Source organism: Palleronia pontilimi (genome assembly GCF_016412875.1).
GTDB lineage: Bacteria > Pseudomonadota > Alphaproteobacteria > Rhodobacterales > Rhodobacteraceae > Palleronia > Palleronia pontilimi.
Genome location: NZ_JAEKPD010000014.1, coordinates 64,752 through 90,694 on the forward strand (window position 1 = coordinate 64,752; position 25,943 = coordinate 90,694).

The 25,943-nt window shown below is 67.1% G+C and carries 19 protein-coding genes; 13 read left to right on the plus strand and 6 right to left on the minus strand.

Going from position 1 to position 25,943, the window contains the following annotated elements:
• Positions 1–7: 7 nt before the first annotated feature.
• The 6 genes from urtB to ILP92_RS13625 all read left to right on the plus strand — a co-directional run bounded on the left by urtB (position 8) and on the right by ILP92_RS13625 (position 7,777).
• A complete protein-coding gene (urtB, locus tag ILP92_RS13600; RefSeq protein WP_198916960.1) occupies positions 8–1,972 on the plus strand; it encodes an urea ABC transporter permease subunit UrtB in 1,965 nt (654 codons plus the stop codon).
• 1 nt (position 1,973) lies between these two features.
• Positions 1,974–3,233: an urea ABC transporter permease subunit UrtC gene (urtC, locus tag ILP92_RS13605; protein ID WP_198916961.1), complete on the plus strand. Its 1,260-nt coding sequence runs from the start codon at positions 1,974–1,976 to the stop codon at positions 3,231–3,233.
• Positions 3,230–3,970, plus strand: coding sequence for an urea ABC transporter ATP-binding protein UrtD (gene urtD, locus ILP92_RS13610; protein ID WP_198916962.1), 741 nt, complete (start codon positions 3,230–3,232; stop codon positions 3,968–3,970). Before urtC ends, urtD begins: the two co-directional genes overlap by 4 nt.
• Positions 3,960–4,667: an urea ABC transporter ATP-binding subunit UrtE gene (gene urtE, locus ILP92_RS13615; protein ID WP_198916963.1), complete on the plus strand. Its 708-nt coding sequence runs from the start codon at positions 3,960–3,962 to the stop codon at positions 4,665–4,667. The genes urtD and urtE overlap by 11 nt, the downstream gene beginning before the upstream one ends.
• Positions 4,668–4,899: 232 nt before the next feature.
• The gene (locus ILP92_RS13620) at positions 4,900–5,805 is read left to right on the plus strand and encodes an HlyD family secretion protein (protein ID WP_198916964.1); all 906 of its coding nucleotides are present in this window, start codon (positions 4,900–4,902) and stop codon (positions 5,803–5,805) included.
• A 1-nt stretch (position 5,806) separates the two neighbouring features.
• Positions 5,807–7,777 (plus strand): glycosyltransferase, encoded by a 1,971-nt coding sequence (locus ILP92_RS13625; RefSeq protein WP_198916965.1) that lies wholly within the window; start codon positions 5,807–5,809, stop codon positions 7,775–7,777.
• A gap of 59 nt (positions 7,778–7,836) precedes the next feature.
• On the opposite strand, the gene ILP92_RS18880 is transcribed toward ILP92_RS13625, so the two are convergent.
• The 3 genes from ILP92_RS18880 to ILP92_RS18885 are packed head-to-tail and all read right to left on the minus strand — an operon-like array spanning position 7,837 to position 9,008.
• The gene (locus tag ILP92_RS18880) at positions 7,837–8,343 is read right to left on the minus strand and encodes a response regulator (protein ID WP_198916966.1); all 507 of its coding nucleotides are present in this window, start codon (positions 8,341–8,343) and stop codon (positions 7,837–7,839) included.
• Positions 8,282–8,830 (minus strand): nitrogen regulation protein NR(II), encoded by a 549-nt coding sequence (locus ILP92_RS13635; RefSeq protein WP_198916967.1) that lies wholly within the window; start codon positions 8,828–8,830, stop codon positions 8,282–8,284. The genes ILP92_RS18880 and ILP92_RS13635 overlap by 62 nt, the downstream gene beginning before the upstream one ends.
• A complete protein-coding gene (locus ILP92_RS18885) occupies positions 8,766–9,008 on the minus strand; it encodes a chemotaxis protein CheB (RefSeq protein ID WP_368667893.1) in 243 nt (80 codons plus the stop codon). Before ILP92_RS18885 ends, ILP92_RS13635 begins: the two co-directional genes overlap by 65 nt.
• 745 nt (positions 9,009–9,753) lie before the next feature.
• On the opposite strand from ILP92_RS18885, the gene ILP92_RS13645 reads away from it, so the two are divergent.
• Positions 9,754–15,897, plus strand: a complete 6,144-nt coding sequence (locus tag ILP92_RS13645; protein ID WP_198916969.1) for a Hint domain-containing protein — start codon at positions 9,754–9,756, stop codon at positions 15,895–15,897.
• 69 nt (positions 15,898–15,966) lie between these two features.
• On the opposite strand, the gene htpX is transcribed toward ILP92_RS13645, so the two are convergent.
• A complete protein-coding gene (gene htpX / locus ILP92_RS13650) occupies positions 15,967–16,890 on the minus strand; it encodes a zinc metalloprotease HtpX (protein ID WP_198916970.1) in 924 nt (307 codons plus the stop codon).
• A 225-nt stretch (positions 16,891–17,115) separates the two neighbouring features.
• Between htpX and ILP92_RS13655 the strand changes: the two genes are divergently transcribed.
• The 4 genes from ILP92_RS13655 to ILP92_RS13670 all read left to right on the plus strand — a co-directional run bounded on the left by ILP92_RS13655 (position 17,116) and on the right by ILP92_RS13670 (position 21,845).
• Positions 17,116–18,870, plus strand: coding sequence for an Ldh family oxidoreductase (locus ILP92_RS13655; protein ID WP_198916971.1), 1,755 nt, complete (start codon positions 17,116–17,118; stop codon positions 18,868–18,870).
• A 38-nt stretch (positions 18,871–18,908) separates the two neighbouring features.
• Positions 18,909–19,907 (plus strand): sialic acid TRAP transporter substrate-binding protein SiaP, encoded by a 999-nt coding sequence (locus tag ILP92_RS13660; RefSeq protein ID WP_198916972.1) that lies wholly within the window; start codon positions 18,909–18,911, stop codon positions 19,905–19,907.
• Between the two features lie 93 nt (positions 19,908–20,000).
• A complete protein-coding gene (locus ILP92_RS13665) occupies positions 20,001–20,564 on the plus strand; it encodes a TRAP transporter small permease (RefSeq protein WP_198916973.1) in 564 nt (187 codons plus the stop codon).
• 3 nt (positions 20,565–20,567) lie between these two features.
• Positions 20,568–21,845, plus strand: a complete 1,278-nt coding sequence (locus ILP92_RS13670; RefSeq protein WP_198916974.1) for a TRAP transporter large permease — start codon at positions 20,568–20,570, stop codon at positions 21,843–21,845.
• Positions 21,846–21,858: 13 nt separating this feature from the next.
• On the opposite strand, the gene ILP92_RS13675 is transcribed toward ILP92_RS13670, so the two are convergent.
• The gene (locus ILP92_RS13675; protein ID WP_198916975.1) at positions 21,859–22,626 is read right to left on the minus strand and encodes an SDR family oxidoreductase; all 768 of its coding nucleotides are present in this window, start codon (positions 22,624–22,626) and stop codon (positions 21,859–21,861) included.
• Between the two features lie 67 nt (positions 22,627–22,693).
• Here ILP92_RS13675 and kce point away from each other — a divergent pair, with 67 nt between their 5' ends.
• The gene (kce, locus tag ILP92_RS13680; RefSeq protein WP_198916976.1) at positions 22,694–23,623 is read left to right on the plus strand and encodes a 3,5-dioxohexanoate:acetyl-CoA acetone transferase; all 930 of its coding nucleotides are present in this window, start codon (positions 22,694–22,696) and stop codon (positions 23,621–23,623) included.
• A 14-nt stretch (positions 23,624–23,637) separates the two neighbouring features.
• On the opposite strand, the gene ILP92_RS13685 is transcribed toward kce, so the two are convergent.
• The gene (locus ILP92_RS13685; protein WP_198916977.1) at positions 23,638–24,660 is read right to left on the minus strand and encodes a four-carbon acid sugar kinase family protein; all 1,023 of its coding nucleotides are present in this window, start codon (positions 24,658–24,660) and stop codon (positions 23,638–23,640) included.
• A gap of 90 nt (positions 24,661–24,750) precedes the next feature.
• Here ILP92_RS13685 and pdxA point away from each other — a divergent pair, with 90 nt between their 5' ends.
• Positions 24,751–25,722, plus strand: a complete 972-nt coding sequence (gene pdxA / locus ILP92_RS13690) for a 4-hydroxythreonine-4-phosphate dehydrogenase PdxA (protein WP_214650054.1) — start codon at positions 24,751–24,753, stop codon at positions 25,720–25,722.
• Positions 25,723–25,943: the final 221 nt, after the last annotated feature.

Genomic DNA, 25,943 nt, shown 5'->3' on the forward strand with positions numbered 1-25,943 from the left:
GGCCGGAATGACACGTCATCTTTGGAAGATACTCGCCCTGGCCGTCACGCTGGTGGCGGCGCCCGCGACCGCGCAGGACGCCGACGCCCCGATCCAGCGGGTCTTGCAAGAGCATGGCCAGATCATCGCCGACTCCTCGCGCCTGACGATCGGGCCCGCCATCGACGCGCTGGCCACGTCCGGCCTGCCAGCGGCGCAGACCGTCCTTGAGAAATGGCGCGCGAAAGAGATGTGGCGGGACGAGGCGAGCGGTCTGTTCGTCTGGGCCGAGGAAATCGACCGCGACACGATCCGCGCCTTCGACTTCGCCGATGGCGCGGAAATCGGCACGCGCCCCGATGACGATTACACGCAGCTGAAACCCAATAGCGGCATCCGCGCCATGATCGGGGCCGCGCTGGTCCGGTTCCAGCTGTCGGACCCGTCGCCCGCCATCCGCGCCCGCGCGCTGAACGCGATCGAGCGGGACGCCGAGGCCTCGCACCTGGTGGCGCTGCGCGAGGCCGCGGCGACCGAGGACAACCCGCGCCTGGCCGACCGCATTGCGCGGCTCGAGCGCCTGCTGACCATCCGCTTCGCCGAAGACGACGCCGAGCGCATCGCCGCCATCGACAGCTTCCACGGGGACCTGGCCGTCGACGTGCGCGCGGCGCTCAACCCGCTGGCCGCGACGGTCATCGACGTCGCCACGGTGATGCCCGAAGGCGAGGCCATCGTCGGCCGCCTGCGCCCCGGCAGCGACCGCCTGCCCGAGGCCGACGCCTACGCGATCCTGGTCGACAAGGGCCTGGCCAAGCCGCGCATCTCGCGCGACGCGCAGCGCGCCGCCCTGGTGTCGCATATCGACGGTGGCGCGGTCGCCGGGATCGAGGTCGCGACGCTGGACACCGAAGCCGCGCGCGAAATGGCCTATGCGGCACTGGCCGAGACCGGCGCGGTCGAACCCGTCGCCACCTCAGCCGAGATCACTGCCGCGCTGGACGGCTTCACCTTCTACGAACGCTACACCGCCGCGTCGCCCGCCGTCGCCATCGCAGCCGCGGCGGTCCTGACCAGCATCGAGAACACCGTCGCTTTGAACCAGGCGGCGGACCTGGCCCTCGACGCGCTGTCTTTGGCGTCGATCTATTTCCTGGCGGCCATCGGGCTGGCGATCACCTTCGGCGTCATGGGCGTCATCAACATGGCCCATGGCGAATTCATCATGATGGGCGCCTATACGGGCTACGTGGTCCAGCAGATCGTCCCCGACTACACATTGTCGATCCTGGTCGCGCTGCCGCTGGCCTTCGCGATCACCTTCGCGGCGGGCGTCGCGATGGAGCGGCTGGTGATCCGCTGGCTCTATCACCGCCCGCTGGAAACGCTGCTGGCGACCTTCGGCATCTCGATCGCGCTGCAACAGATCGCCAAGAACATCTTCGGCACCCAGGCGCGGCCCCTGACCTCGCCCGACTGGCTGGACGGATCGCTGGCGATCAACGACATCGTGTCGATCAGCTACATCCGCATCGCGATCTTCATCCTCGCGCTGGTGTTCCTGGCGCTGTTCTTGTTCGTGATGAACCGCACGCGGCTGGGACTGGAAGTGCGCGCCGTCACCCAGAACCCGCGCATGGCGGCGTCCATGGGGATCAACCCGGACCGCATCAACATGCTGACCTTCGGCTTCGGCTCGGGCATCGCCGGGATCGCGGGCGTGGCCATCGGGCTTTACGCCAAGGTCACCAGCGAGATGGGCGCCGACTACATCGTGCAAAGCTTCATGACCGTGGTCGTGGGCGGCGTCGGCAGCATCTGGGGCACGCTGCTGGGCGCCACGATGGTGGGCACCCTGCAAAAGGGGATCGAGTGGCTGAACCCGTCCAACACGCTGGCCGCCCAGACCTACATGATCCTGTTCATCATCCTGTTCATCCAGTTCCGGCCGCGCGGCATCGTCGCGCTGCGCGGGCGCGCGGCGGAGGCATAGCATGGCCGACCTGACCGCAGGATCCCTGCGCTCCCGCCCGCTGGTGCTGCGCTATCCCGCGACGCTGGTGTTCCTGGCCTGCCTTGCGCTCTTCACGCTGGGTGTCACCATCCTGTCCGAAGGCTTCGGCATCGGCGTCATCTCCACGAGCTTCGTCAAGACGCTGGGCAAGACGCTGTGCCTGTGCCTGGTCGCGCTGGCGATGGATCTGGTCTGGGGGTATTGCGGGATCCTGTCGCTGGGGCACATGGCGTTCTTCGGGCTGGGCGGCTACGCCATCGGCATGTGGCTGATGTACGAGCGGACGCGACTGATCGTCGTCGACAGCCTGGCCGCGGCCCCCCTGCCCCCCACGCCGCAAGAGATCTCGGACGGGATCGCGTCGCAGATCTTCGGCGTCGTCGGCGCGTCCGAATTCCCGCCCATCTGGGCCTTCGCGCACTCCCTGCCCCTGCAACTGGCCGCCGTCGTGCTCGCGCCGGGACTGCTGGCGCTGGTCTTCGGCTGGCTGGCGTTCCGCAGCCGTGTGACGGGCGTTTACCTGTCGATCCTGACGCAGGCGATGACGCTGGCGCTGGCGCTCTACCTCTTCCAGAACGACAGCGGTCTGCGGGGCAACAACGGTCTGTCGGGCCTGCAGAACCTGCCGGGGCTCGAGCGCGTGGGCCAGGCCACCGTGTCGCTGTGGTTCTTCTGGGGCTCGGCGCTGGCGCTCGGGCTGGGCTACGTGCTGGCGACCTGGGTCGTGTCCGGCAAGTTCGGCTCGGTGCTGCGCGGCATCCGCGACGACGAGGCGCGCGTGCGCTTCCTGGGCTACCCGGTCGAGGCGTTCAAACTGTTCATCTTCACCCTGTCGGCGGTCATCGCCGGGATCGCGGGCGCGCTTTATTACCCGCAGGCCGGCATCATCAACCCGGCCGAGCTTGCGCCCATCGCGTCGATCTACCTGGCTGTCTGGGTCGCCATCGGCGGGCGTGGCCGCCTTTACGGCGCGGTGATCGGGGCGGCCTTCGTGTCGCTTTTGTCCACCTGGTTCACCGGCGGGCAGGCGCCCGATCTCTGGATCGGGTCCTACCGGGTGCAGTGGGTCAACTGGTGGACGGTGCTTCTGGGCCTGTCCTTCGTCGCCGTCACGCTGTTCGCGCCCAAGGGGATCGGCGGGCTGATCGACCTGCTGGCCGAACGGCGCAGACCCGACCGGCACGGCAAGGACCTGGGCCCTGGCGAAGGCGCGCTGCGCGAAGAAGAGGCGGACCGATGAGCGCGCTTCTGGAAGTCTCGGGCGTGTCGGTCAGTTTCGACGGCTTCAAGGCGCTCAACAACCTGTCCTTCAGCATCGGCAAATCGGAACTGCGCGCCGTCATCGGCCCGAACGGTGCGGGCAAGACGACCTTCATGGATGTCGTCACCGGCAAGACCCGGCCGGACGAGGGCCGCATCCTGTGGGGCGAGCCGCCGGTGTCGCTTCTGGGCAAATCCGAAAGCGCCATCGCCGTCGCGGGCGTCGGGCGCAAGTTCCAAAGACCGACCGTGTTCGAGGATCAGTCGGTCCAGGACAACCTGATGATGGCGCTCAGCAAGCCGCGCACGCCCTTCTCGGTGCTGACCTTCAAGCCCGCATCCGTCGATTACGCGCGGATCAAGGAACTGGCCGAGGTGATCGGTCTGAGCGCGGAGCTCGGGCGCAAATCCGGCGAGCTGTCGCACGGCCAGAAGCAATGGCTCGAGATCGGGATGCTGCTGGCGCAAGAGCCGAAGCTGCTGCTGGTGGACGAGCCCGCCGCCGGGATGACCACCGCCGAGCGCGAGAAGACGACCCGCATCCTGCGCGATGCGGCACGGGACCGGGCGGTGGTTGTGGTCGAGCATGACATGGATTTCGTGCGCAAGCTCGACTGCAAGGTGACCGTGCTGCACGAAGGCTCGGTCCTGGCCGAAGGGTCGCTGGACCATGTGACCGGGAACAAGGACGTGATCGAGGTGTATCTTGGCCGATGATTTCCTGAGCGTCCGGGGGCTCACGCTGCACTACGGCGGCAGCCAGATCCTGAACGGCATCGACCTGTCGGCGGTACGCGGCGAGGTGACCTGCATCACGGGCACCAACGGGGTCGGCAAGACATCGCTGTTGAAGGCTCTGTCGGGCACCCATCCCCGGTCGGACGGCGATTATGTGCTGGACGGCCAGCCGATCGGGCGACTGAAAGCCTTCGACCTGGCCAGGCGCGGCGTGGCCTACGTGCCCCAGGGCCGCGAGATTTTCCCGTTCCTGACCGTGCGCGAAAACCTGGAAACCGGCTTCGCCTGCCTGCCGAAATCCAAACGCCAGGTGAACGACGAGATCTTCGAGCTTTTTCCCATCCTCAAGACATTCCTGAACCGACGCGGCGGCGACCTGTCGGGCGGCCAGCAACAACAGCTTGCCATCGCCCGCGCGCTGGTCTCGGACCCGAAGGTGCTGCTACTCGACGAGCCGACCGAGGGCATCCAGCCCAACGTCATTCAGCAGATCGCACAGACCATTCGCATCCTGAAAGCGCGCGGAACCATCGCGATCATCCTTGTCGAGCAGTTCCTGAGCTTTGCCCATGACCTGGGCGATACGTTCATCGTCATGGAGCGCGGCAAGGTGAAGCTCAGGGGGCGCAAGAGCAGCCTGTCGATCGAGGACCTCGTCGCCAGCACGGCCCTTTGACCAGGGCCCGTTCTTTGCCAGATTCCAGGTGGGACCGGGGCCCTGAAAGCCACCGCGCGCGCCCTGTTTTCAAGGGGCCGCCTTTGCATTTCGCCCGAAGCGATTGCAGCCTGTAAAGGACATGGACTTCACCATCATTTCGCCGCATTTCACGGTGAAAGGGTGCTGTCCAGACCCCACCGATTCGGCGCGTTGTCCAACCGGTTCCAACTCTTCATAAAAGGCTCGTGCCATGCGTTTTGGCAAACTTCTTCTCGGCTCCACCATCGTCGTCGTGTCCCTGTGGGTCATCATCGGTGAGCAGATTTCAGGCGTCAGCTCGGACGCCGTGGTCAACGCGCGGCTCAGCACGGTGCGCGCCACGCAGGCCGGCACGCTCGATATGCCGTTCCGCGCCTTCGGCTCGCATATCGGAGCCGAGGAACAGATCGGCACGCTGAGCGCGACCCTGCCGCAGATGACCCGCGCCGACGACCTGCGGATGGAACGCGCCTTCGCCGCCGCCGATCTTCAGCGCCTGGTCACCATTCGCAATGCGCAGAAGATTTCGTCGGCGATGCCGTTCGCCGTGGCCAGCAACGACCCCAGCACTGGTCTGGAACTCGACGAAGATCCGGCCAGCGTCGCGGACGCCGACATGACCCGCGCCGAGCAGCGCCTTGCCGCCCTCGACCAGCGGATCGCGACGGAAACGGCCCGCCTGGGCGCGCAGACCAGCCAGCCCCTGAACGCCCCCGTCGAAGGTGTGCTGTGGGAAGTTCTCGCCGATCACGGCGAACACGTCGAGCGCGGGCAGGACATCGCCAAGCTGATGATGTGCGGCTCCGCGCTGGTCACGCTGTCGGTGCCCGACAACATCTACGCCCGCCTGTCGGTCGGGCAATCGGCACGCTTCCGGCTGAACGGTTCGAAGACGGTGCTCGACGGCACGATCACCCGCATGGCGGGGTCCGGAGCCGAGACGATCTACCGCAACCTGGTCGTCGCGCCGTCTGAAAAGCATCTCGAGCGCTTCGATGTCGCCTTGCTCGTGCCGGGCCTTCGGAACGATCCCGCCCTGCGCTGTTCTGCGGGGCAAACCGGTCGCGTGTTCTTCGATAGCCGTCCGCTTGACTGGGTGCGGAGCTTCCTGAACTGACATGCTCGACATCGTCTATCTGAGCGCGATCGAAAGCAGCCTGGCGCGCGTCGCCCTGGTGCTTGGCATCGCGCTGGCCCTGCCCTTCATCTTCGACAAGAGCAAAACCACCCACCGAACGGCCGTCTTCGCGGTCGCGGCCCTTCTGGCGGGCCGCTACCTGTGGTGGCGGGCGACCGTAACCATCGCGCCGCTGGGCCTGACCTGGGATTTCTTGGCCAGCTGGTCGCTGCTGGCCATCGAGACGGCGGCCATCGCAAGCTCGCTCAGTTCCTTCGCCATCCTGTCGCGGATCAAGCAGCGCAGCAGCGAGGCCACGGCCAAGCTCGACTGGTGGGCGCCCTACGCCCCCCCACGGGTCGCCGTCCTGATCGCCACCTACAACGAAACGCTGGACGTGCTCGAGCGCACGATCATCGGGGCCAAGGCGCTGAACCATCCGGCCAAGCAGATCCTGGTGCTGGATGACGGGCGCCGCGACTGGCTGCGGGACTATTGCGCGGCCCAGGGCGTGCGGTACCTGGTCCGCCCCGACAACAAGGGGTCGAAGGCCGGGAACATCAACCACGCCATCGCCACGCTGTCGCGTGATGCGCAGCCGCCGGATTTCGTCGCGGTCCTGGACGCGGATTTCGTGCCCCATCGCGGCTTCCTGAGCCGGTCTCTGGCGCTGTTCAAATCCCGGTCCGTGGGCCTAGTCCAGACACCGCAGCACTTCTTCAATGCCGACCCGATCCAGCATAACCTGGGTCTCAACCGGTCCTATCCCGACGAGCAGCGGCTGTTCTTCGACCACCTGCAGCCCGCCCGCGATGCCTGGGGCATCGCGTTTTGCTGCGGCACGTCGTCCGTGGTCCGCTGGACGGCGTTGCGGGCCGTCGGTGGCTTTCCCGAGGACAGCGTGACCGAGGATTTCATGATGACTCTGGTCCTGCGCGATGGCGGCTGGGACACGGTCTATCTGAACGAGCCGCTGACCGAAGGCCTCGCGCCCGAAGGGCTGAAGGAATACGTCACGCAACGCGCCCGCTGGTGCCTGGGCATGATGCAGATCGCCCGCAGCCGCGTTGGCCCCTTCGCCCGCAACAACCTGCGCCTGCGCGACCGTTGGAGCATCATCGACGCCGTGCTCTACTGGACCACGACATTCCCGTTCCGCCTGGCGACGCTGATCTATCCCCTGCTCTACTGGTATTTCAACATCACGGTCGTGAACGCCACGGTGGCCGACGTCATCAGCTTCTTCGGCGTTTATTACCTGTGGATCCTGCTGGCGATGGGTCTGGTGGCGCGGGGCCTCGTCGTGCCCGTGCTGAACGATGTCAGCCAGATCCTGGGTGCCCTTCCGATCACGCGAGCGGCCTTTACCGGGCTTCTGAAGCCGCACGGCCATCCCTTCCAGGTCACGGCCAAGGGCGGACAGCGCGACCGCATCGTGGTACAGTGGCGGCTTCTTCTGCCCTATCTAGTGCTCTTCGCGCTGACGCTGGGCGGGCTTCTGATCGGCATCTTCGCCGACCGGTTCGCCTTCAACGATGCGGGACAGGGCAAGCAGGTCGTGCTGTTCTGGACGCTCTACAACATGGTCGTGCTCGCGACCACGATCCTGGCCTTCGTCGAGCTGCCGCGCTCGGAAGTTCACGTGGCGGACCGGCCCGAACCCGCCCGGCTGACCACGCCCGAAGGCGTGTTCGACGTCATGGTCGAGGGGCTGACGCTGGACACCCTGCGCGTGTCGCAGCTTTCCCTGCCACAGGGCACGGTCGGCACGGTCGCGCTGGACGGCGTGGGCGATGTGCGCGCCACGGTCATCGGGCGCAATCGACGCGGGAACCGGCTGCGCCTGCAGACGACCGAAGCCCAGAAGGAAGCGCTGATCCTGAAGTTCTATACCGATGGCGGCTCGCCCGGAATCGCGGCAGCGAAGTTCCTGCCCGTCGCCCGGGATGCAGCCCTGCGCCTGATGCGCTAGCGCCTGGTACGGGGCGGTGACGCGGCGGCCCTGATGTGTCGGTCAATCCGTCCGCATTGTCAGCCATTCATCGGGACAGGCCGGAACGAGCCGCCTTCCGGCGATCTAGCCAAGTGACGGCCGCCATCGTCGGGACGCTTCGAAAGCGCCCAAGTACAATAAGGCGCGCAGGGCCTGGGCGAGTTCGGCCAGCCCATAGGGCTTGCGCAGCACTTTTTGTCCGGTCTTCGGGGATCCGTCGTTTTCCCTGCCCTTGGCGTATCCCGTGGACAGCAGGATCTTGATATCCGGCCTGAGCCATGCGCCGCCTTGGCGACCTCGAATCCGGACATGCCGCCGGGCATGACCACGTCCGACAGGACCAGATCGATATCGGCGCGCTGTGTCAGGACCGAAATGGCCCCGGGACCGGACGACGCCGTGACGGTGTTGTCGCCCAATTCTGTCAGCCCCGCGGTCGCCCGGCGCGGGACCTTCAGGTCATCCTCGACGACCAGGATGGTCTCACTGCCAGGCTCGGAACCCGAGCCGTCCGCCGCACCCTGACGAGTCCCCGGACATTCCACGGCGGCAGGCAGGAAAATCTCGACCGTCCTGTTTCATCGCGTCGCGCGCGTTGATCGCCAGGTTCAGGATCGCGCTTTTGATCTGCCCGGCATCCGTGATCGTGGGGACCAGGTCGTCCGCCAGATCGACCTGTATGCCAAGCGTGCGGCTGAGAAGCGGAAGGATCGCCTTCAACAGCGTATTCCGATCCACGTATTCTGGGGCAAGGGCCTGGCTTTTCGAGAAGTACGGCAATTGCCCGACAGGTTCCATCTTCTGGGGGCGCTGCAATTCGGCCTGGCGTATCCGATCCACCGTAAGATCGTGCAGGATGCCCAGGAAGTGGCGCGCGCCGTCCCGGTGACAGGCATCCATGTCGCGTCCGACGCCAATGATCTTTTCCCACCCGTCCTCGGTCAGTCGCGCGGTTTCGCGGCAGATTTCACCGTCCCGGCGCGCCTTGCGGATGACGCTGCTCAGGGGCGCGCGCAGGCCATGCCTGGCCATCGCAGCCAGATCCTGGCTCGTCCTTCCCGACGCCAGCCTCAGGCATCTTGGCGATCGGCGTGACGTGATCCGCGGCCCCCGTCGCGATCGCGCTCCGTGGCATGCCGTCAGCGTGGGCCCCGTCGGGCGCCTGGACCAAGACGATGCCGCCACTTTCCTTGATCTCGCGGATGACCAGGGATCAGTCGCTGCCGGTGCCCCGATCCCCACGACGGGCACGCGGGCATCTGCCCGGGATGCCGCCAGGTCTCCGGTCCCATTGCCTTGGTCCGCCTCGGACCCGTCCTGTCCGGGGTGTTTTTTGGTTTTGCGTGCCATCTCGCCTCAGTGTTTCGCCCTGGTGCTGTCGATCCTGCCCGAACATTGGGGGGCATCCCGTCTGGCATCGGCACTCGGCTTCAGCAGGCCCAACCGGAAGACCTACCGGTGTCGGAATTGTGAACACGACTCCGGCAAGGATTGAGCGGCATCAAGTCGCGCAGTGCCGGGTCTGGTAAGAATCGGGTGTGATTTGAGCACATCGATTTGAGCACATTGGATTGTCCTTCCGCGGCTCCCCGGTCCGACTTGGGGAGCCGCAATTTCTTGGAGCTCGTGCAACCGCGTCTCGGTATCTCGGTCCGTCTGCGTGCAGAACCCCGCCGAGTAATCCGGTCTGGACTTGAGCGCATCGTCGCTTGGAAGCCTTGCCTTCGTGATCCGGATCCGTAGGGACGCCCACGCCGACACCGGGCCCGCAAACAGCCCCAACAGCCAAAGCCCACGAACGCCCATCCCCTGGAAATCGCAAGGATATCAATGCCCACGGAAGGAAATGCCGCGAATTTCACGCTAAGCGCCGCACTGCCAGCATGGTTCGATCCATCTTTCGCCCAACGAGTGTCGTCTGACTGACGCATTATCCTGCTGAAAGGGTCAGTCCGTTGGCCACCTACACGGTTACGACATCGAACTGGAACAGCCCGGCCTTTTGGTCGGGCATTTCCGAGTCGACCGACGGGCACGAGCTGGATTTCGGGCAGCTTCCGACGGGCTATTCCGTCGACCTGAATCTCGACACCGGCGAGCTCAGACTGTCGGACGGCACGACGACCTTCACCGTGGGCGACGCAACGGCGACCGGCAGCTACGACGCGACGCTCGGCGGCAGCACCGAATTTTCCTTCTTCGATCTGATTTCCACCAGCCAGGGGCAGGATACGCTGTCCGGCTCTGCGGATAACGAGGAATTCTACGGCGGCGACGGCTCGGACGTGATATTCGGTCAAGCCGGCAACGACACGATCTTCGCCGGTGCGGGCAACGACACGCTGCTGGGCGGTGCCGGCGCCGACTCCCTAGGCGGCGAGGCCGGGAACGACTCGCTGATCGGCGGCGCCGGGGCCGATACCCTGTCGGGCGGCAGCGGCATCGACACCGCAAGTTACGAAGGCTCGGCCGCCGGGGTCTCGGTCGATCTCAGCACGAACACCGCGTCGGGCGGCGATGCGGCGGGCGACGCGTTCAGCAGCATCGAGAACCTTACGGGCTCATCCTTCGACGACTCGCTGTCGGGCGATTCCGGCAACAACCGCATCGAAGGCGGCGACGGCAGCGACACCCTGCGCGGCCGGGACGGCAACGACACCCTGATCGGCGGCGACGGCGTGCGCGACTACCTCCAGGGGGACGGCGGCGACGACCTGATGGACGGCGGCGCTGGCCAGGACGCCTTTGTCATCTACCAAGATGACGGGAACGACACGATCGACGGCGGCGGCGGATCCGAGGACGCTTCGGGCGATTACCTGGAATTGTGGTCGAACAACTCGGATGGCGTTTCCGTCACCCTCGGCGCCACCGACGGCAGCGGCAGCTATACATATCTGGGCGCGGGCACCGGATCGGGAACCTTCGCCAACCTCGAACAGGTCTATACGAACGACAACGGCGATTTCATCGACGCGACGGCGACCACCGCTGGCGAGATCTACGTGAATGCCCGGGGCGGCAACGACACCATGCTGGGCGGCGCCGGGGTCGAGATCTTCCAGGCGGGAGCAGGCAACGACAGCGTCGACGGGGGCGGCGGCGATGACGAGCTTTACGGATCTGCGGGCTTGGACACGATCAGTGGCGGGACGGGAAACGACTTCATCGATGGCGGCGCCGACGACGACACGCTGACCGGCAACGCCGGGCAGGACACGCTGATCGGTGGCGGGGGCGCGGACAGCCTCGATGGCGGCACCGGGGACGACTCGCTCGATGGCGGCACCGGGGATGACACGCTCCAGGGCGGGGTCGGCGGCGACTGGATCTTCGGCGGTGATGGACGCGACCTGCTCGCGGGCGGCGACGGCAACGACACCATGGACGGCGGCAATCGCTCGGACACGATCTATGGCGGCGCCGGTGACGACCTGATCGTGGATACCGGCGGTGCGTCATTCAGCGACGACACGATCTATGGCGAGGCGGGCAACGACACCCTTGCGGGCGGCAGGCGCGAGGATCTGCTGGATGGCGGTGACGACGCGGACACCTTCCTGATCGCGGACGGCTTTGGCGCGGACACGATCATCGGGGGCGCAGGCGGCGTCGACACCGACACTGTCGATCTTTCGGCGCTGACCGTGTCGATCACGGTGACCTATACCGGCGACGAGGCGGGCACGTTCACCGACAGCACCGACACCGGCACCTTCAGCGAGATTGAGCGCTTCGTCCTGACGGGCCAGGCGGACAGCTTCGACGGCGACGCCGACAACCTAATCGGGATCGATATCGACGGCGGCGACGGGGACGATTCGATCCTGGGCGGCGGGCAAAACGACACCATTTTCGGCGGGGCCGGCAATGACACCCTGATGGGCAACTGGGACGTCGATCTCATCTATGGCGGTGACGGAAACGACGAGATCTGGGGCGATGGCCTCGCCCGGTCGGGCGCGAGGGACACACTTTATGGCGGTGCGGGCGACGATACGATCTACGCGTCGCAGCGGGCGGGCGTGGTCGACTTCTCCCAGCTCTACGGCGAGGCGGGCGACGACGCGTTGATCGGCAGCGACGGGGCCGACACGCTGGATGGCGGCGCGGGCAGCGATGTGCTGGCGGGCCGCGAGGGGGGCGATCGCCTGACCGGGGGCGACGACGCGGATACCTTCCTGATCCTGGACGGCTTCGGCGCGGACACCATCCTTGGCGGCGAAGGCGTCACCACCGGGCTCGACCGCGACCGGATCGATTTCAGCGGAATGGCCGCTTCGGGTGTCGCGCTGATCTATTCGGCCAACGAAGCAGGCTCGGTCACCGACGCCACCGACACGCTTAGCTTTACCGGTATCGAGGCGGTCACGCTCACCCAGCAGGCCGACAGCGTCGACGCCACGGCCACCACGGTCGGTGTCGAGATCGACGGTCTGGGGGGCAACGACACGCTTCTCGGCGGCGACGGCGGCGACACGCTGCGGGGCGGCGACGGCAACGACAGCATCGAAGGCGGCGCGGGCGACGACCTGCTGACCACGGGCCAGGGCCAGGACACGCTGATCGGCGGCGACGGCAACGACACGCTGATGAACTCGGCGGGCGACGACAGCCTTGTGGGAGGGGCGGGCGACGACAGCCTGGTGGCGAGCGCGGGCAACGACACGCTGGAAGGCGGCGCGGGCTTCGACACGCTCTACGGCGGCACCGGCGATGACAGCCTGGATGGCGGGGCGGACGGCGACTTGCTGCTGGGCGACATGGCGGGCGTGGCGTTCAACGCCACCGGGACCGACGGCGTGGGGCTCGCGTCGAACATCACCGATTTCCCCACGACGCAGCTCAGCTACGAGATCACGTTCAGCTCGACCACGTCCGGGCCGGGCGATATCGCGCTGGCCTCCTACGCGGTGGGGCCTGGGAACCTGGCCAACGAGTTCACGCTCGAATCGGCTAGCGGACAATTCAAGATCAGCATCCGAGACATCGATCTTAATACAGGTGTATCGACGGCCCCCTATTTCGACGGGACCCCTCAGACCATCGGCGTCACCTGGGACAGCGCCACCGGCGATATCCGCCTGTACGCGGGCGGTACCCAGATCTACTCGGGGACACATGCCACGGGCGAGACACTGACCCAAGGTGGCACCTTCGCCGTCGGGCAGGAGCAGGACTCGGTCGGAGGCGGCTTCGACGTGCCTCAGGCGTTTGTCGGCACCATTTACGGTGTCCGGCTTTACGACGATATCCGCACGCCTGCCGAGATCCTTGACAGCGCCGAAGGCCCGATCGCCGACACCTCTGACCCGAACCTGATCGCCAACTGGGTCGCCGATCCGGGCAGCGCCACCTTCACCGACATGACCGGCAGTCACGCGATGGTCATGTCGGGCGATGTGACGAGCGACTGGAGCGACGGCGCCGATACGCTGCTGGGCGGCGACGGGAACGACACGATCTGGGGCGGCGGGGGCGACGACTCCCTCGATGGCGGCGAGGGCGCCGACCTGCTCTTTTCCGGCACGGGCGACGACACCCTGCGGGGCGGGCTCGGCGACGACAGCATGGAGGGCGGCGACGACGCCGACACCTTCATCATCGAGGACGGCTTCGGCACCGACACCATCTTCGGTGGCGAAGGTGCCAGCGCGACCACCGATTTCGACACGGTCGACCTGTCGGCGCTGAGCGTGGCGGTGACGGTGACCTATACCGGTGACGCGGCCGGGACGATCACCGACGGCACCAACACCATCGCCTTCAGCGGGATCGAGCGCCTGATCCTGACGGCGCAGAACGACAGCGTCGACGCCTCGGCCGACAATGTGGGCATCGACATCATCGCGGGCGACGGCGACGACACGATCATCGGGTCGGATCGGGCCGACCTGATCGACACCGGTGCGGGCGACGACATAGTCTATACCGGCGCCGAAAACGACACGGTCGAGACCGGCGAAGGCTCGGACACCATCTATCTCAACGACAGAGATGGCGCCTCGAGCAACGTCCTGACCGACAGCGGCACGGCCGGCACCGACCGGATCGTGCTGAACAGCGGGGCGGGCACCTACCGGATCCAGGGCACATTCTCGGACGCGCAGGGCTTCGAGATCATCGACGGCAGCGGCGTCAGCGGCGATATCCTGGGCACCCAGGACGCCTTTGCCGATTTCGACTTCACCAATGTCACCCTGCTGGGCGTGGACCAGATCGTAGGCACCGCCAATGCCGACACGATCCTGGGCTCGGCCTCGGACGATACGATCGACGGCCTCGACGGCGCCGACAGCATCGACGGCGGGCTCGGCAACGACAGCCTGTCCGGTGGTCTCGGCGACGACACGGTGGCGGGTGGCAGCGGGGCCGATCTGGTCGACGGCAGCGGCGGGTCGGACAGCGTCCTGGGCGGCGACGGCGCCGACACGCTCTACGGTGGCATGGGCGGCGGGAACGACACGCTGTTCGGCGATGCAGGTGACGACGACCTGGTCCTCGGCTCCGGGGATTCCGCGACGGGCGGCGACGGCGACGACGAGTTCTTCCTTTACGACGCCGAAGGCACGGGCGGTGCGGCGACGGTCATCGGGGGCGAGACCGGCGAGGATCTGACGGATGCCGCCAACGGCGGGGAAGGCGATATCCTGCGGCTCGACTACGACGGTGTCGCCATCGTCGCGGATGCCTACACGATCATCGGATCGGGGGATGGCGCGGGCACCGCCACCGGAAGCGACACCGATGTCACCTTCTTCGAAATCGAGCGCATCGTCACGGGAAGTGGCGCCGATTCCATCGACATGTCGTCCGACACCGAGGGCATCTTCATCGACGCTGGCGACGGCAACGACACGGTCGTGACCGGATCCGGCGCCGATTCGGTGGACGGCGGCGCTGGCGCGGACAGCATCGACGGCGGCGACGGCAACGACACGATCGCGGGCGGCGATGGCGACGACTATATCGAAGGCGGCGCGGGCGACGACTTCCTGACGACGGGCCTGGGCCGGGACACCCTGATCGGCGGTGACGGCAACGACACGCTGATGAACGCGGCAGGCGACGACAGCCTGGTGGGAGGCGCGGGCGACGACAGCATCATCGCCACCGACGGCAACGACACGCTGGAAGGGGGCGACGGCAACGACACGCTCGACGGCGGGGCGGACAATGACAGCCTTGTGGGGGGGCTCGGCAATGACAGCCTGACCGGCGGCAGCGGCGACGATATCTTCGTCTATGCGGCTGGCGACGGCAACGACACGATCACCGATTTCAACACCGGCAACACCGGCACTCTGTCGGACGGCGACAGCACCAACAATGACTTCATCGACCTCTCGGCCTTCTACGACGACATCTGGGAACTGCACGCCGACCAGGCCGATGACGGCATCCTGAACCAGTCCAACGACGGCGTGGACGGGGTCGATTACTCCGACAACACCTCGATGGGCGGCGGCAGCCTGACCTTCACCGGGGCCTCGGCCGACGGTTCGTCCTTCACCAGCGAGAATACCGGCGTCGCCTGTTTCGCCACCGGCACGCGCATCGCCACGCCGTGCGGCCCGGTGCCGATCGAGACGCTGAAGCCCGGCGACCTGGTCACGACGCTGGACCACGGCCCGCAGCCGCTGCTCTGGATCGGCTTCCGGCACGTGGGCGAGGAAGAGCTGCGCCGCAACGAAAAGCTGCGCCCGGTCCTGATCCGGGAAGGCGCGCTTGGAAATGACCGGCCGCTCCTGGTGTCGCGCCAGCACGCGATGTTGATGGGCCCCGACCACCTGGTGCGCGCGGTGCACCTGGCGCGCGGCACCCGCGGCGTGCGCATCGCCCATGGCAAACGCGAAGTGACCTACGTGCACCTCCTGTTCGAGCGGCACCAGATCGTCTTCGCCGAAGGCATCCCGAGCGAAAGCTTCTATCCCGGCCCGCACGCCCTGGGCGCCCTCGCCCCCGCCGCGCGCCGCGAGCTGCTGGACCTTCTGCCGCACCTCATCTCGGGCGACACCGAAACCCGCTACCCCGCCTCCGCGCGCCCCTACGCCAAATCCTCACCAGGCCCCTACGCCGACCTTGATAGGGCCGCGTAGGACAATGGAGGGTGGGTCCGGTTCGATCGAACGTAGCGGCCGCCCCGATCTCAGCAGGCGAAGCGGTGATTAGCTCCAGGGCCCCGCCCGTCCGCCAGTCCGGGTGTTGGGAACGCGGCTGGGCGACAAGCCCCGGTCCGCAGCGCCCGAGACGTTGCCAGAACCACCCGCCATCGCCCGCAAAGCCGCAACGCGGTTCTCGGTCGCGGGATGGGTCGCGAACAGGCTGTCGTGCTTGTGGGCGTGCAGGGGGTTGATGATGAACATATGCGCCGTCGCCGGATTGCGCTCGGCCGCATAATTGTCGATCCGTGCGGCGCCCGCGGCGATCTTCTCCAAGGCCGCGGCGAGCCAAAGCGGCTGCCCGCAGATCTCGGCCCCGGCCTTGTCGGCGGCATATTCCCGGGTCCGGCTGATCGCCATCTGCACGAGCGCGGCGGCCAGGGGCGCCAGGATCATCATCATCAGCGTCCCGACCAGGCCCAGCCTTTCGCGCGATCCGCCGAAGAACAGCGCGAAGTTGGCAAGCATCGAAATCGCACCCGCGAAAGTCGCGGTCACGGTCATGATTGCGGTGTCGTGGTTCCGGATATGCGCCAGCTCGTGGGCGATCACACCGGCCAATTCTTCGCGCGTCAGGCTGCGCACCAGGCCCGCGGTCACGGCCACGGCGGCGTTTTCCGGGTTGCGTCCCGTCGCGAACGCGTTCGGCTGCGGGGTGTCGATCAGATAAACCTTCGGCTCCGGCAATCCCGCGTTCCGGGCAAGCTCGACCGTCAACGCGTGCAGTCCCATCCGGTCGTCCGCTTCCACCGGACGGGCATTGTGCATCCGCAGGACCATCCGGTCGGAGTTCCACCAGGTGAAGGCGTTCATTGCGGCCGCGACGACCAGCGCGATCACCGCACCGCCCGATCCGCCCAGCAAGTAGCCCACGCCCATGAAAAGCGCGGTCATCGCCGCCATCAATAGTGCTGTCTTGGCGTAGCCCATGGTTGCCCCCGGAAAGTGTCCTGAAGTGGTCAAGCACATATGGACGGCCAGTCCCGCGATGCAAGATTTCGCGCCGGGTGATCCAACTGGCCGCACCGCGTCACGGAAGAGAGGTTTCAGGACGAACGGGCGGCCCCGGAAGTCGGCCCTTCCCTACCGCCGAGATACAGAATCCTTGCGATAAAGGATATATCATATATCGTTCCCCTCGAGGGGACGAGATTGATGAGCACCGTCGTTGCAGGTCCAGAAACGCGCGCCAGACGGAAACTGTCCGAGATCGCGCGCGACATGATCCGCGAGAAGATCGTCTACGACGAGTTCCCGTTCGGCCGTGTTCTGCGCGAATCCGAACTGGCGGCAATGCTCGACATGAGCAAAAGCCCGATCCGCGAGGCTTTGGCCGAGCTTGCCCATGAAGGGCTGGTCGTGATGTCGCCCAACCGTTCGGCGCGGGTGATCCAGTTGACGGCGCAGGACATGGCGGAACTCGCCCATCTGCGGGAAATGCTCGAGATCGACGGGCTGCGCCTGGCCATGGCCGGTGACCCCGCCGCGCTTGCCGCCGCGCTGGATGCCCAGGTCCAGGCGGGGGCCGCCGCGATGGAAGCAGGCGATACCGAGGCGTTCAGCCGGTCCGACAACGCCTTCCACCTCGAGATCTTCCGCCTGTGCGGCAACCGATATCTAGATCAGACCTTCCGGCAATTCGCCCCGCGGATCCAGGCCATGCGCAGTCGCCTGGCGCGCGAGCGCGATCGGATCCGCGCCTCGCACGCCACGCATACGGCCATCGTTGCGGCCGTGCGATCGGGCGACGCGGATCGGGCAATGGGATTGCTGCGCGACCACGTGCGCGAGAACGCCCATGCGTATTCCGAGTTCTGCCGCAAGGACAGCCGCCCCGATCGCGTCCCCCGCGTTCCGTTGGACGAAATGGAGCGGTTCGCCCGCGCCGCCCTGACCAAGATCGGCGCGGATGCCGAGACCACGGACGCGGTCCTGCGGGCGCTGGGGCATGCGTCGCTACTGGGCGTCGATACCCATGGATACCGGCTGCTGCCGCATTACCTGCGCGGCCTCGAGTTTGGTCGACTGAACCCGACCCCGACGCTCCGTTTCCCCAAGGCCAGCGGCGCGGCCGCGGTGTTGGACGCCGACGACGCCCACGGTGCCCGCGCAGCCTATGCCGCCGTCGACCGCGCCGTGGACCTGGCGCGCGGCTGCGGTGTGGGTGCGGTGGCGATCCGGGCCTCGTCGCATTTCGGCGCCGCGGGGGCCTATGCCGCCGCCATCGCCAATGCGGGCATGGCGGGACTTGCCGTGTGCAACTCGGACGCCTTCGTGCGGCTGCATGGCGGGGCCGAGCGATTCCACGGCACCAACCCCATCGCCTTTGCCGCGCCCGCCGACGATCCCGCGCGCCCGTGGCTTCTGGACATGGCCACCAGCGCGATCCCCTACAACAAGGTGTTGCTGTCGCGGTCGCTGAACGACGCCTTGCCCGAAGGGACGGCTTCCGACCAGAATGGCGTCGACACCACCGTGGCGGGCATGGCCGAGATGCTGGCGCCGCTGGGCGGGGCCTTCGGCTACAAGGGCGCGGGGCTGGCCGGAATATCGGAGATCCTCTCGGCCGCGCTTTCGGACGCGCCGCTCAGCCGCGAAATCGCCCCGATGATGTCCGATGACATGACCACGCCCCGCGGACTTGGTGCCTTCGTCCTGGCGATCGACCCCGAAGCGTTCATGGGCCGCGACGTGTTCCGCGCGGTCGTGACGCGCTACCGCACCGCGATCCGAAATTCAGACGCTGCGCCCGGACAGGCCGTCATGGCCGCGGGTGACCGCGAATGGGCCGAAGCGGACCGCCGCCGCAACGACGGCATCACGCTTGACCCCACAACCGTCGAGGCGCTGGCCGCATTTGCCGACGCCCACGACATCACTCCGCTCAAGACAGCTCCGGCCTTGGCCTGAGCGGACAAGAAAGGCCATTCAAAGGGAGAGTTTTGATCATGACCAAGACAAAGACCACATTGAAGATTGCACTGGCGGCCACGACCGCCGTCGGGCTCGCGGGCCCGGTCGCCGCACAGGATGCCGACCGGATCCTGAAATGGGCCCATGTCTACGAGTCGAGTGAGCCCTACCACACCTGCGCCGTCGAGGCGGGCACACAGCTGGCCGCAGCCACAGACGGCGCGCTCGGGATCGAGGTGTTTCCGGCGTCGTCGCTGGGCAAGGAGGTCGACATCAACGAAGGGCTCGGGCTTGGCACAGTCGACATCATCTGGACCGGGCAGCTTTTCGCGGGCCGCGCCTACGGGCCCATTGCCATCGGCGGCGCGCCCTACATGTTCCGCGACTATGACCACTGGGAAGCCTACCGCGACAGCGACCTGTTCCAGGAACTGCGCCAGGGCTACGACGACGCCACCGGCAACCACGCCGTCACGCTGGCCTATTACGGTGCGCGTCACACCACGTCGAACAAGCCCATCGCCACCCCCGCCGACATGGAGGGCATGAAACTGCGCGTGCCGAATGCGCCGCTCTACATGATGTTCCCGCGCGCGGTCGGCGCCAATCCCACCCCGATCGCCTTCGCCGAGGTCTACCTGGCGCTCCAGCAGGGCACCGCGGACGGGCAGGAAAACCCGCTGCCCACGATCCAGGCCAAGAAGTTCTACGAGGTCCAGTCCGACATCAACCTGACCGGCCACCTGATCGACTCGCTTCTGGGCATCGTGGGCGGCCCGACCTGGGGCAGCCTCTCGGCCGAGCACCAGGAAGCGCTGAGCACGGTCATCCAGGACACCGCCGAATGCGTGACCGGGCAGATCCGCGAATCCGAGGCCGAGCTGGCCGACTGGTTCCGCGAGCAGGGCAACAACGTGAACGAGGTCGACATCACCCCGTTCCGCGAAGCCGTTATGGACATGCATAACGGCGACATGGCCACCTGGGACCAGGAAACCTACGACCGTCTGCAAGCCATCGGCGCCGACAGCTGATCGCGCTTGATCGACGACGGGGCGCGCGCGACACTTCGCGCGCGCCCCCTGCCGCGCACGGTTAGACTGCCCCGAAAACAAAGGACGCCGCCCATGACCGACCCGCACGAATCCGACACACCGAAACAAGTCGCTTTCGAGGAAGACGAGATCAATCTCGACGATATTTCCTGGATCGATTACGGCGTTCTCACGATCTTCTGGGTGCTGGCCTTCGTCGTCTTCCTGCAGTTCTTCACCCGCTACGTGCTGAACAACTCGCTGGGCTGGACCGAGGAAATCGCCCGCTTCCTGCTGATCGCCGTGACCTTCACCGGCGCGATGATGGCGGCGCGCAAGAATACCCACATCGCGGTCGAATTCTTCTACCGCTGGATTCCCCGCCCCCTGCGCCGGGCGGCGCAATGCGCCATCGACGTCATCACCACGCTGGCCTTCGCGGGAATGGTCGGGTTGTGCATCCAGCTTGCCGGCCGCACCAACCAGCTGATGGTGTCGATCGAGATGCCGAAATCGGTGGTCTATTATTACGTGGCGGTCTGCTTCGCGGGGATGACGCTCTATTCCGCCTGGAACACCTGGCGGCACCTGCGCGACGGCACCAGCCGCCTGATCGACCCGGACGCCCATGTCGACCTGTCGCCGGGAGCGGATTGAGCCATGACCATCGGTATCATGTTCGTCATCCTTTTCGGCCTGCTGCTCTTCGGCCTGCCGGTGGCCGTGGCGCTGGCGGGGTCGTCGGCGCTGTTCATCCTATCGGGCAACGTGCCGCCCATGGTGGTGGCGCACCGGGTCATCAACGGGGTCGACAGCTTCCCGCTGCTGGCCGTGCCGTTCTTCATCCTGGCGGGCAACCTGATGAACACCGCGGGCATCACCGAAAGGATCTTCAATTTCGCCCTGGCGCTCGTGGGCTGGATGCGCGGCGGGCTCGGCCACGTCAACGTGGGCGCGTCGGTGATCTTCGCGGGCATGTCCGGCGCCGCCGTGGCTGATGCGGGCGGGCTGGGCGCGATCGAGATCAAGGCCATGCGCGATGCGGGCTACGATGCGGGCTTCTCGGTGGGTATCACCGCCGCGTCCTCGACCATCGGTCCGATCATCCCGCCGTCGCTGCCCATGGTGATCTACGGCGTCGTCTCGGGCGCCTCCATCGGGCAGCTTTTCGCGGCGGGCTTCATCCCCGGCCTCGTGATGGCGCTGAGCCTGATGCTGATGATCTTCTATTTCGCGGGCCGCTACGGCTTCAAGCGCGACCAGCCCTTCGCCTGGGGCGTTCTCTTCATCACCTTCAAGCGCGCCTTCCTGTCGCTGCTGACGCCTGTCATCATCGTGGGCGGCATCCTGTCGGGTGCCTTCACGCCCACCGAGGCCGCCGTCGCCGCCTGCGCCTACGCCATGTTCCTGGGCCTCATCGTCTATCGCACGCTGACGCTGAAGCGGTTCCTGCGTGTGAGCTTCGACACGATCGAGACCACGGCCGTCGTGCTGTTCGTCGTGGCGGGCGCGGCGATCTTCGCGTGGATCCTCACCTCGAACCGGGTGCCCGAGGCGGCGGCGTCGCTGCTGCTGGGCATCTCGGATCGCCCGTGGGTCATCCTGCTGATGATCAACCTGGTGCTGCTGGTGGTGGGCTGCTTCATGGAAACCGTCGCGGCCATCACCATCCTGACGCCGGTCCTGCTGCCCGTCGCGGTCAGCCTGGGCGTCGATCCGGTGCATTTCGGGGTCATCATGGTGCTGAATCTGATGCTTGGCCTGCTGACTCCACCCGTCGGCATGGTGCTCTACGTGCTCAGCCGCGTCTCGGGCGTGCCCTTCGAGCGCTGCGTGGTCGCCACGGCACCCTTCCTGATACCGCTGGTGGCCTGCCTGCTGCTGATGACCTTCGTGCCGGCCATCGCCATGTGGCTGCCCACCCTGATCTACCGCTAGGGCCGTGGCGGGCTCAGGTCAGCATCTGCGTGTCGCCGCAGACCGAGATTGCCTGGCCCGACACGGCGCGGCCCAGGGGGCTGGCGAGGTAAAGCGCCTGGTTCGCGATGTCCTCGGCGGTCACGTAGGCACCGGTCGAGGTATAGCGCAGCGCCTCGGCCTCGACCTCGGCCAGGCTGCGACCATGCCGCTCGGCCTTCTGTCGAAGGACGCGGGTCTGGCGCTCGCCCGACACGATGCCCGGCAGGATCGCGTTTGCGCGCACCCCGTCCGGCCCCATCTCGATGGCCAGCGACTTGGTGAAACCGATCACGCCCCACTTGGCGGCGGCGTAGGGCGTGCGCAGACCGAAGCCCAGCCGCCCGGCCAGCGACGAGATGTTGATGACGCTACCATTGTCGCTTTGGCGCAGGGCGGCGGCGGCGTGGCGGGTGGCGCGGAACTGCCCGGTCAGGCAGATCTCGAGGCAGGCGCACCAGTCGGCATCGTCGATCTCGTCCACCGGCGCGGTGGGACCCGAGATGCCAGCGTTGTTGACCAGCGTGTCGAGCCCGCCCATGGCCGCGATCGCGCCGGTCACGAAGCCTTCGATCTGGGCCGCGTCGCCCATGTCGGCGCGGCTGCCGGTGATCCCCGCGGGCAGCGCGTCGAGCGCGCCCTGGTCGATGTCGCAGACATGCACGATGGCACCCGCCTCGGCGAAGCCGCGCGCGATGGCCAGCCCGATCCCCGCCGCGCCGCCCGTCACGATCACCCGCGCGCCCGTCAAACCCCACTCCATCGCCACACCTCCGCTTTGCTGCCTCCAGCCTAGCCGACCTGCCGCGCCCACCGAAAGAGGATCCGCCATGCCGTCCCCCCGCAAAGTCATCCTGACCTGCGCCGTCACCGGCGCGATCCACACGCCGTCGATGTCGGATGCGCTGCCCGTCACGGCCCAACAGATCGCCGATGCGGCGCTGGGCGCGGCCGAGGCGGGGGCGGCCATCGTCCACCTGCACGCCCGCGACCCCGAAGACGGCCGCCCCGACCAGACACCCGAGGCCTTCGCGCCGTTCCTGCAGGTCATCAAGCAGCGCAGCGACGTGGTCGTGAACATTACCACCGGCGGCGCGCCCACCATGAGCATCGAGGACCGGCTGCGCCCCGCCGCCACCCACGCGCCCGAGCTCGCGTCGCTGAACATGGGGTCGATGAATTTCGGCCTCTTCCCGATGCTGGACCGCTTTGCCGACCTGAAGCACCAGTGGGAACGCGACTATCTCGGCAACAAGGACATCCTCTTCAACAACACCTTCGGCCAGATCGAGACGATCATCACAACCTTGTCCCGGCACGGCACCCGGTTCGAGTTCGAATGCTACGACACCGCGCATCTCTATAACCTCAAGTATTTCCTGGATGCCGGGCTGGTGAAGCCGCCGCTGTTCATCCAGACGGTGTTCGGCCTGATGGGCGGGATCGGCGCGCATCCCGACGACGTGGCCCACATGAAGCGCACCGCCGACCGGCTGTTCGGCGACGATTGGCGCTGGTCGGTGCTGGGCGCGGGCCGCAACCAGATCAACATCGCCGCCATGGCCGCGGCGCAAGGCGGCCACGTCCGCGTGGGGCTCGAGGATTCGCTTTGGATCGGACCGGGCGTCCCGGCCACGTCGAACGCCCAGCAGGTCGCCAAGGCCCGCACGCTCATCGAGACGCTGGGTCTGGAGCTTGCCACCCCCGACGTGGCCCGCGCCATGCTGGACCTGAAGGGCGCCGACCGAGTGGGATTTTGAGCCGGGGACGCGCCCTACCGGCCCCGCACGATCTGCTCCATCAGAAGCGGACCGCCAAAGCCGCCGGACTTGGTGGCGATTTGCAGCATGCCCCACGGAACGCGAACCGTGCTGATCGGCAGGCCGGGCGCGAGCTCGGCCACGACGTCCAGCACGCCGATATCCAGGCGATCGAGGATTGCCTGCGCCGTCTCGCCGCCCGTCGCCAGCAGCGCCGCGGGTCGTGCGGCGCGCAGGTGGCTCACGACCGCCTCGGCGAAATCCCGGGCGGCGTCGGCGGGCGCGCGCCCCGCGCCACTGTCGGTCATCTGCAGGATACCGACCGGTTCGCGCTCGATGATGCCGGCAACGCGCCCATCGGGAAGGGCGGTCACCGGCGCCAGGTCGTGCAGAACGTCCACCTGCCGCAGCGTGATCGGATCGCGAGAGCCCACGGCGATCACCAGCGGACGGCTCAGCCCTCCGCCGCCCGCCGTCACTCGGCCATAGAGCCGCCGCGCCAGCGCAAAACCCAGGCCCCTAGCACCGACCCACAGCACGCGCCCTTCCACCCTGACCGCGTCATCCAGATGCGCATCCGTCGTCGCATCGGGGATCGTCACGGGCCGGTCGAACAGCGGCGCCAGCGCGATGGGGGCGTCGATCCCGTCGCCCGACACCGCGCCGTCCACCTGCACGCGACCCATCTGTGGCACGGCGGGCAGCACGACGATGCGCTCGGGCGCCATCGCATCCGCCAACGCGGCACATTCCACGCCCACGTGACCCTTCAGACGCGAATCGACCTTCTTCATCACGACGGGCACTTTATCCACGTCGATCTGGCCCAGGCACGCGTCCATCCGCGTCCGCGCGGTCGCGGCATCTCCCTCGCGGCTGGCGAGGTTGACCGACAGCACCTCCGGCGCCCGCTCCAACGCTTCGGCGAGAAAGCTGACGCCGCGCGCAACCAGTACGCGGCGACCGCCACCCGCGAAGGCAACGGCGCTGTCTAGCGCCCCCGTCAGATCGTCGGCTATGATGAGAACCTGCAACATACCCTCGGCACCCAGATCCCGGGAACGCTAGGCGCGACGCCGCGCCACTGCAACGCCCCCTGCCCCACGACGACCCAAAGGAGCACCGCCATGACTGCCCCGATCCTGCTGACCATGGGCGATCCCGCCGGGGTCGGGCCCGAAATCACCGTGAAAGCCCTCGCCCAGCGCGACGCGGCCTTCCGCCGCCGGGTGACCGTCATCGGCGACCGCGCGGTGCTGGCGCGCGCGGCCAAGATCACCGGCGTGGACGTGCCCCTGGTGGATCCCGACGACGAAGCTGACGGGATCCGCGTGACCCACGTGGCGACGGACGCTCTGCCGGACGGCTTCGGCGTGCAGGACCCGGCCTGCGGCGAGGCGAGCTTTCGCTACATCTCGGCCGCGGTGGACCACGCGCTGGCCGATCCGCGCCGCTGCATCGTCACGGCGCCCATCAACAAGGCTTCGCTGAACGCCGCGGGGCACCATTACGACGGGCATACGGGAATGCTGGCGCACCTGACGGGCTCGAAATCGTCCTGGATGCTGCTGGCGTCGGAAAAGCTGAACGTGCTGCACGTCTCGACCCATGTCTCCCTGCGCGAAGCGATCGACCGCGCCACGACCGAACGCGTGCACGAGACCATCCGCATCGGCCACGCGCACCTGACGAAGATGGGCAATCCCGCGCCGCGCATCGCGGTCGCGGGGATCAACCCCCATTGCGGCGAGGGCGGTCTGTTCGGCAGCGAGGATGACGAGGCCATCGCCCCCGCCGTCGCCGCCGCCAGGTCCGACGGCATCGCGGTCGAGGGTCCGGTGCCCGCCGACACGGTCTTTCACCGCGCCTATCGCGGCGCCTTCGACCTGGTGATCGCGCAGTATCACGACCAGGGCCACATCCCGATCAAGCTGGTGGCTTTCGACACCGCGGTGAACGTGTCGCTGGGCCTGCCCATCCACCGCTGCTCGGTGGATCACGGCACCGCCTTCGACATCGCAGGCACGGGCAAGGCGGACCACGGCAACATGCAGTCGGCGCTGGACTACGCGGAACGGATCATCGCGTCCGGACGCTGAGCACTTTGCGCGTCCGCAGTCGTCCCGGCAGTCAGCTTGCGCATTGGGGCATCCATCGCTGGCTTGGCATCGATGATCCGGCCGCGCTGTTCGGCAGTCATGCTGATCTCGTTCAGACGACCTCGCTACTACGCTTTCCGGTCTTTGTTCGTGGGAGGGATTATCGCGGCAGTCCAGACATGCGCCGACCTCCGCTCTTGCTGCGTTATCTGATGGAGCAT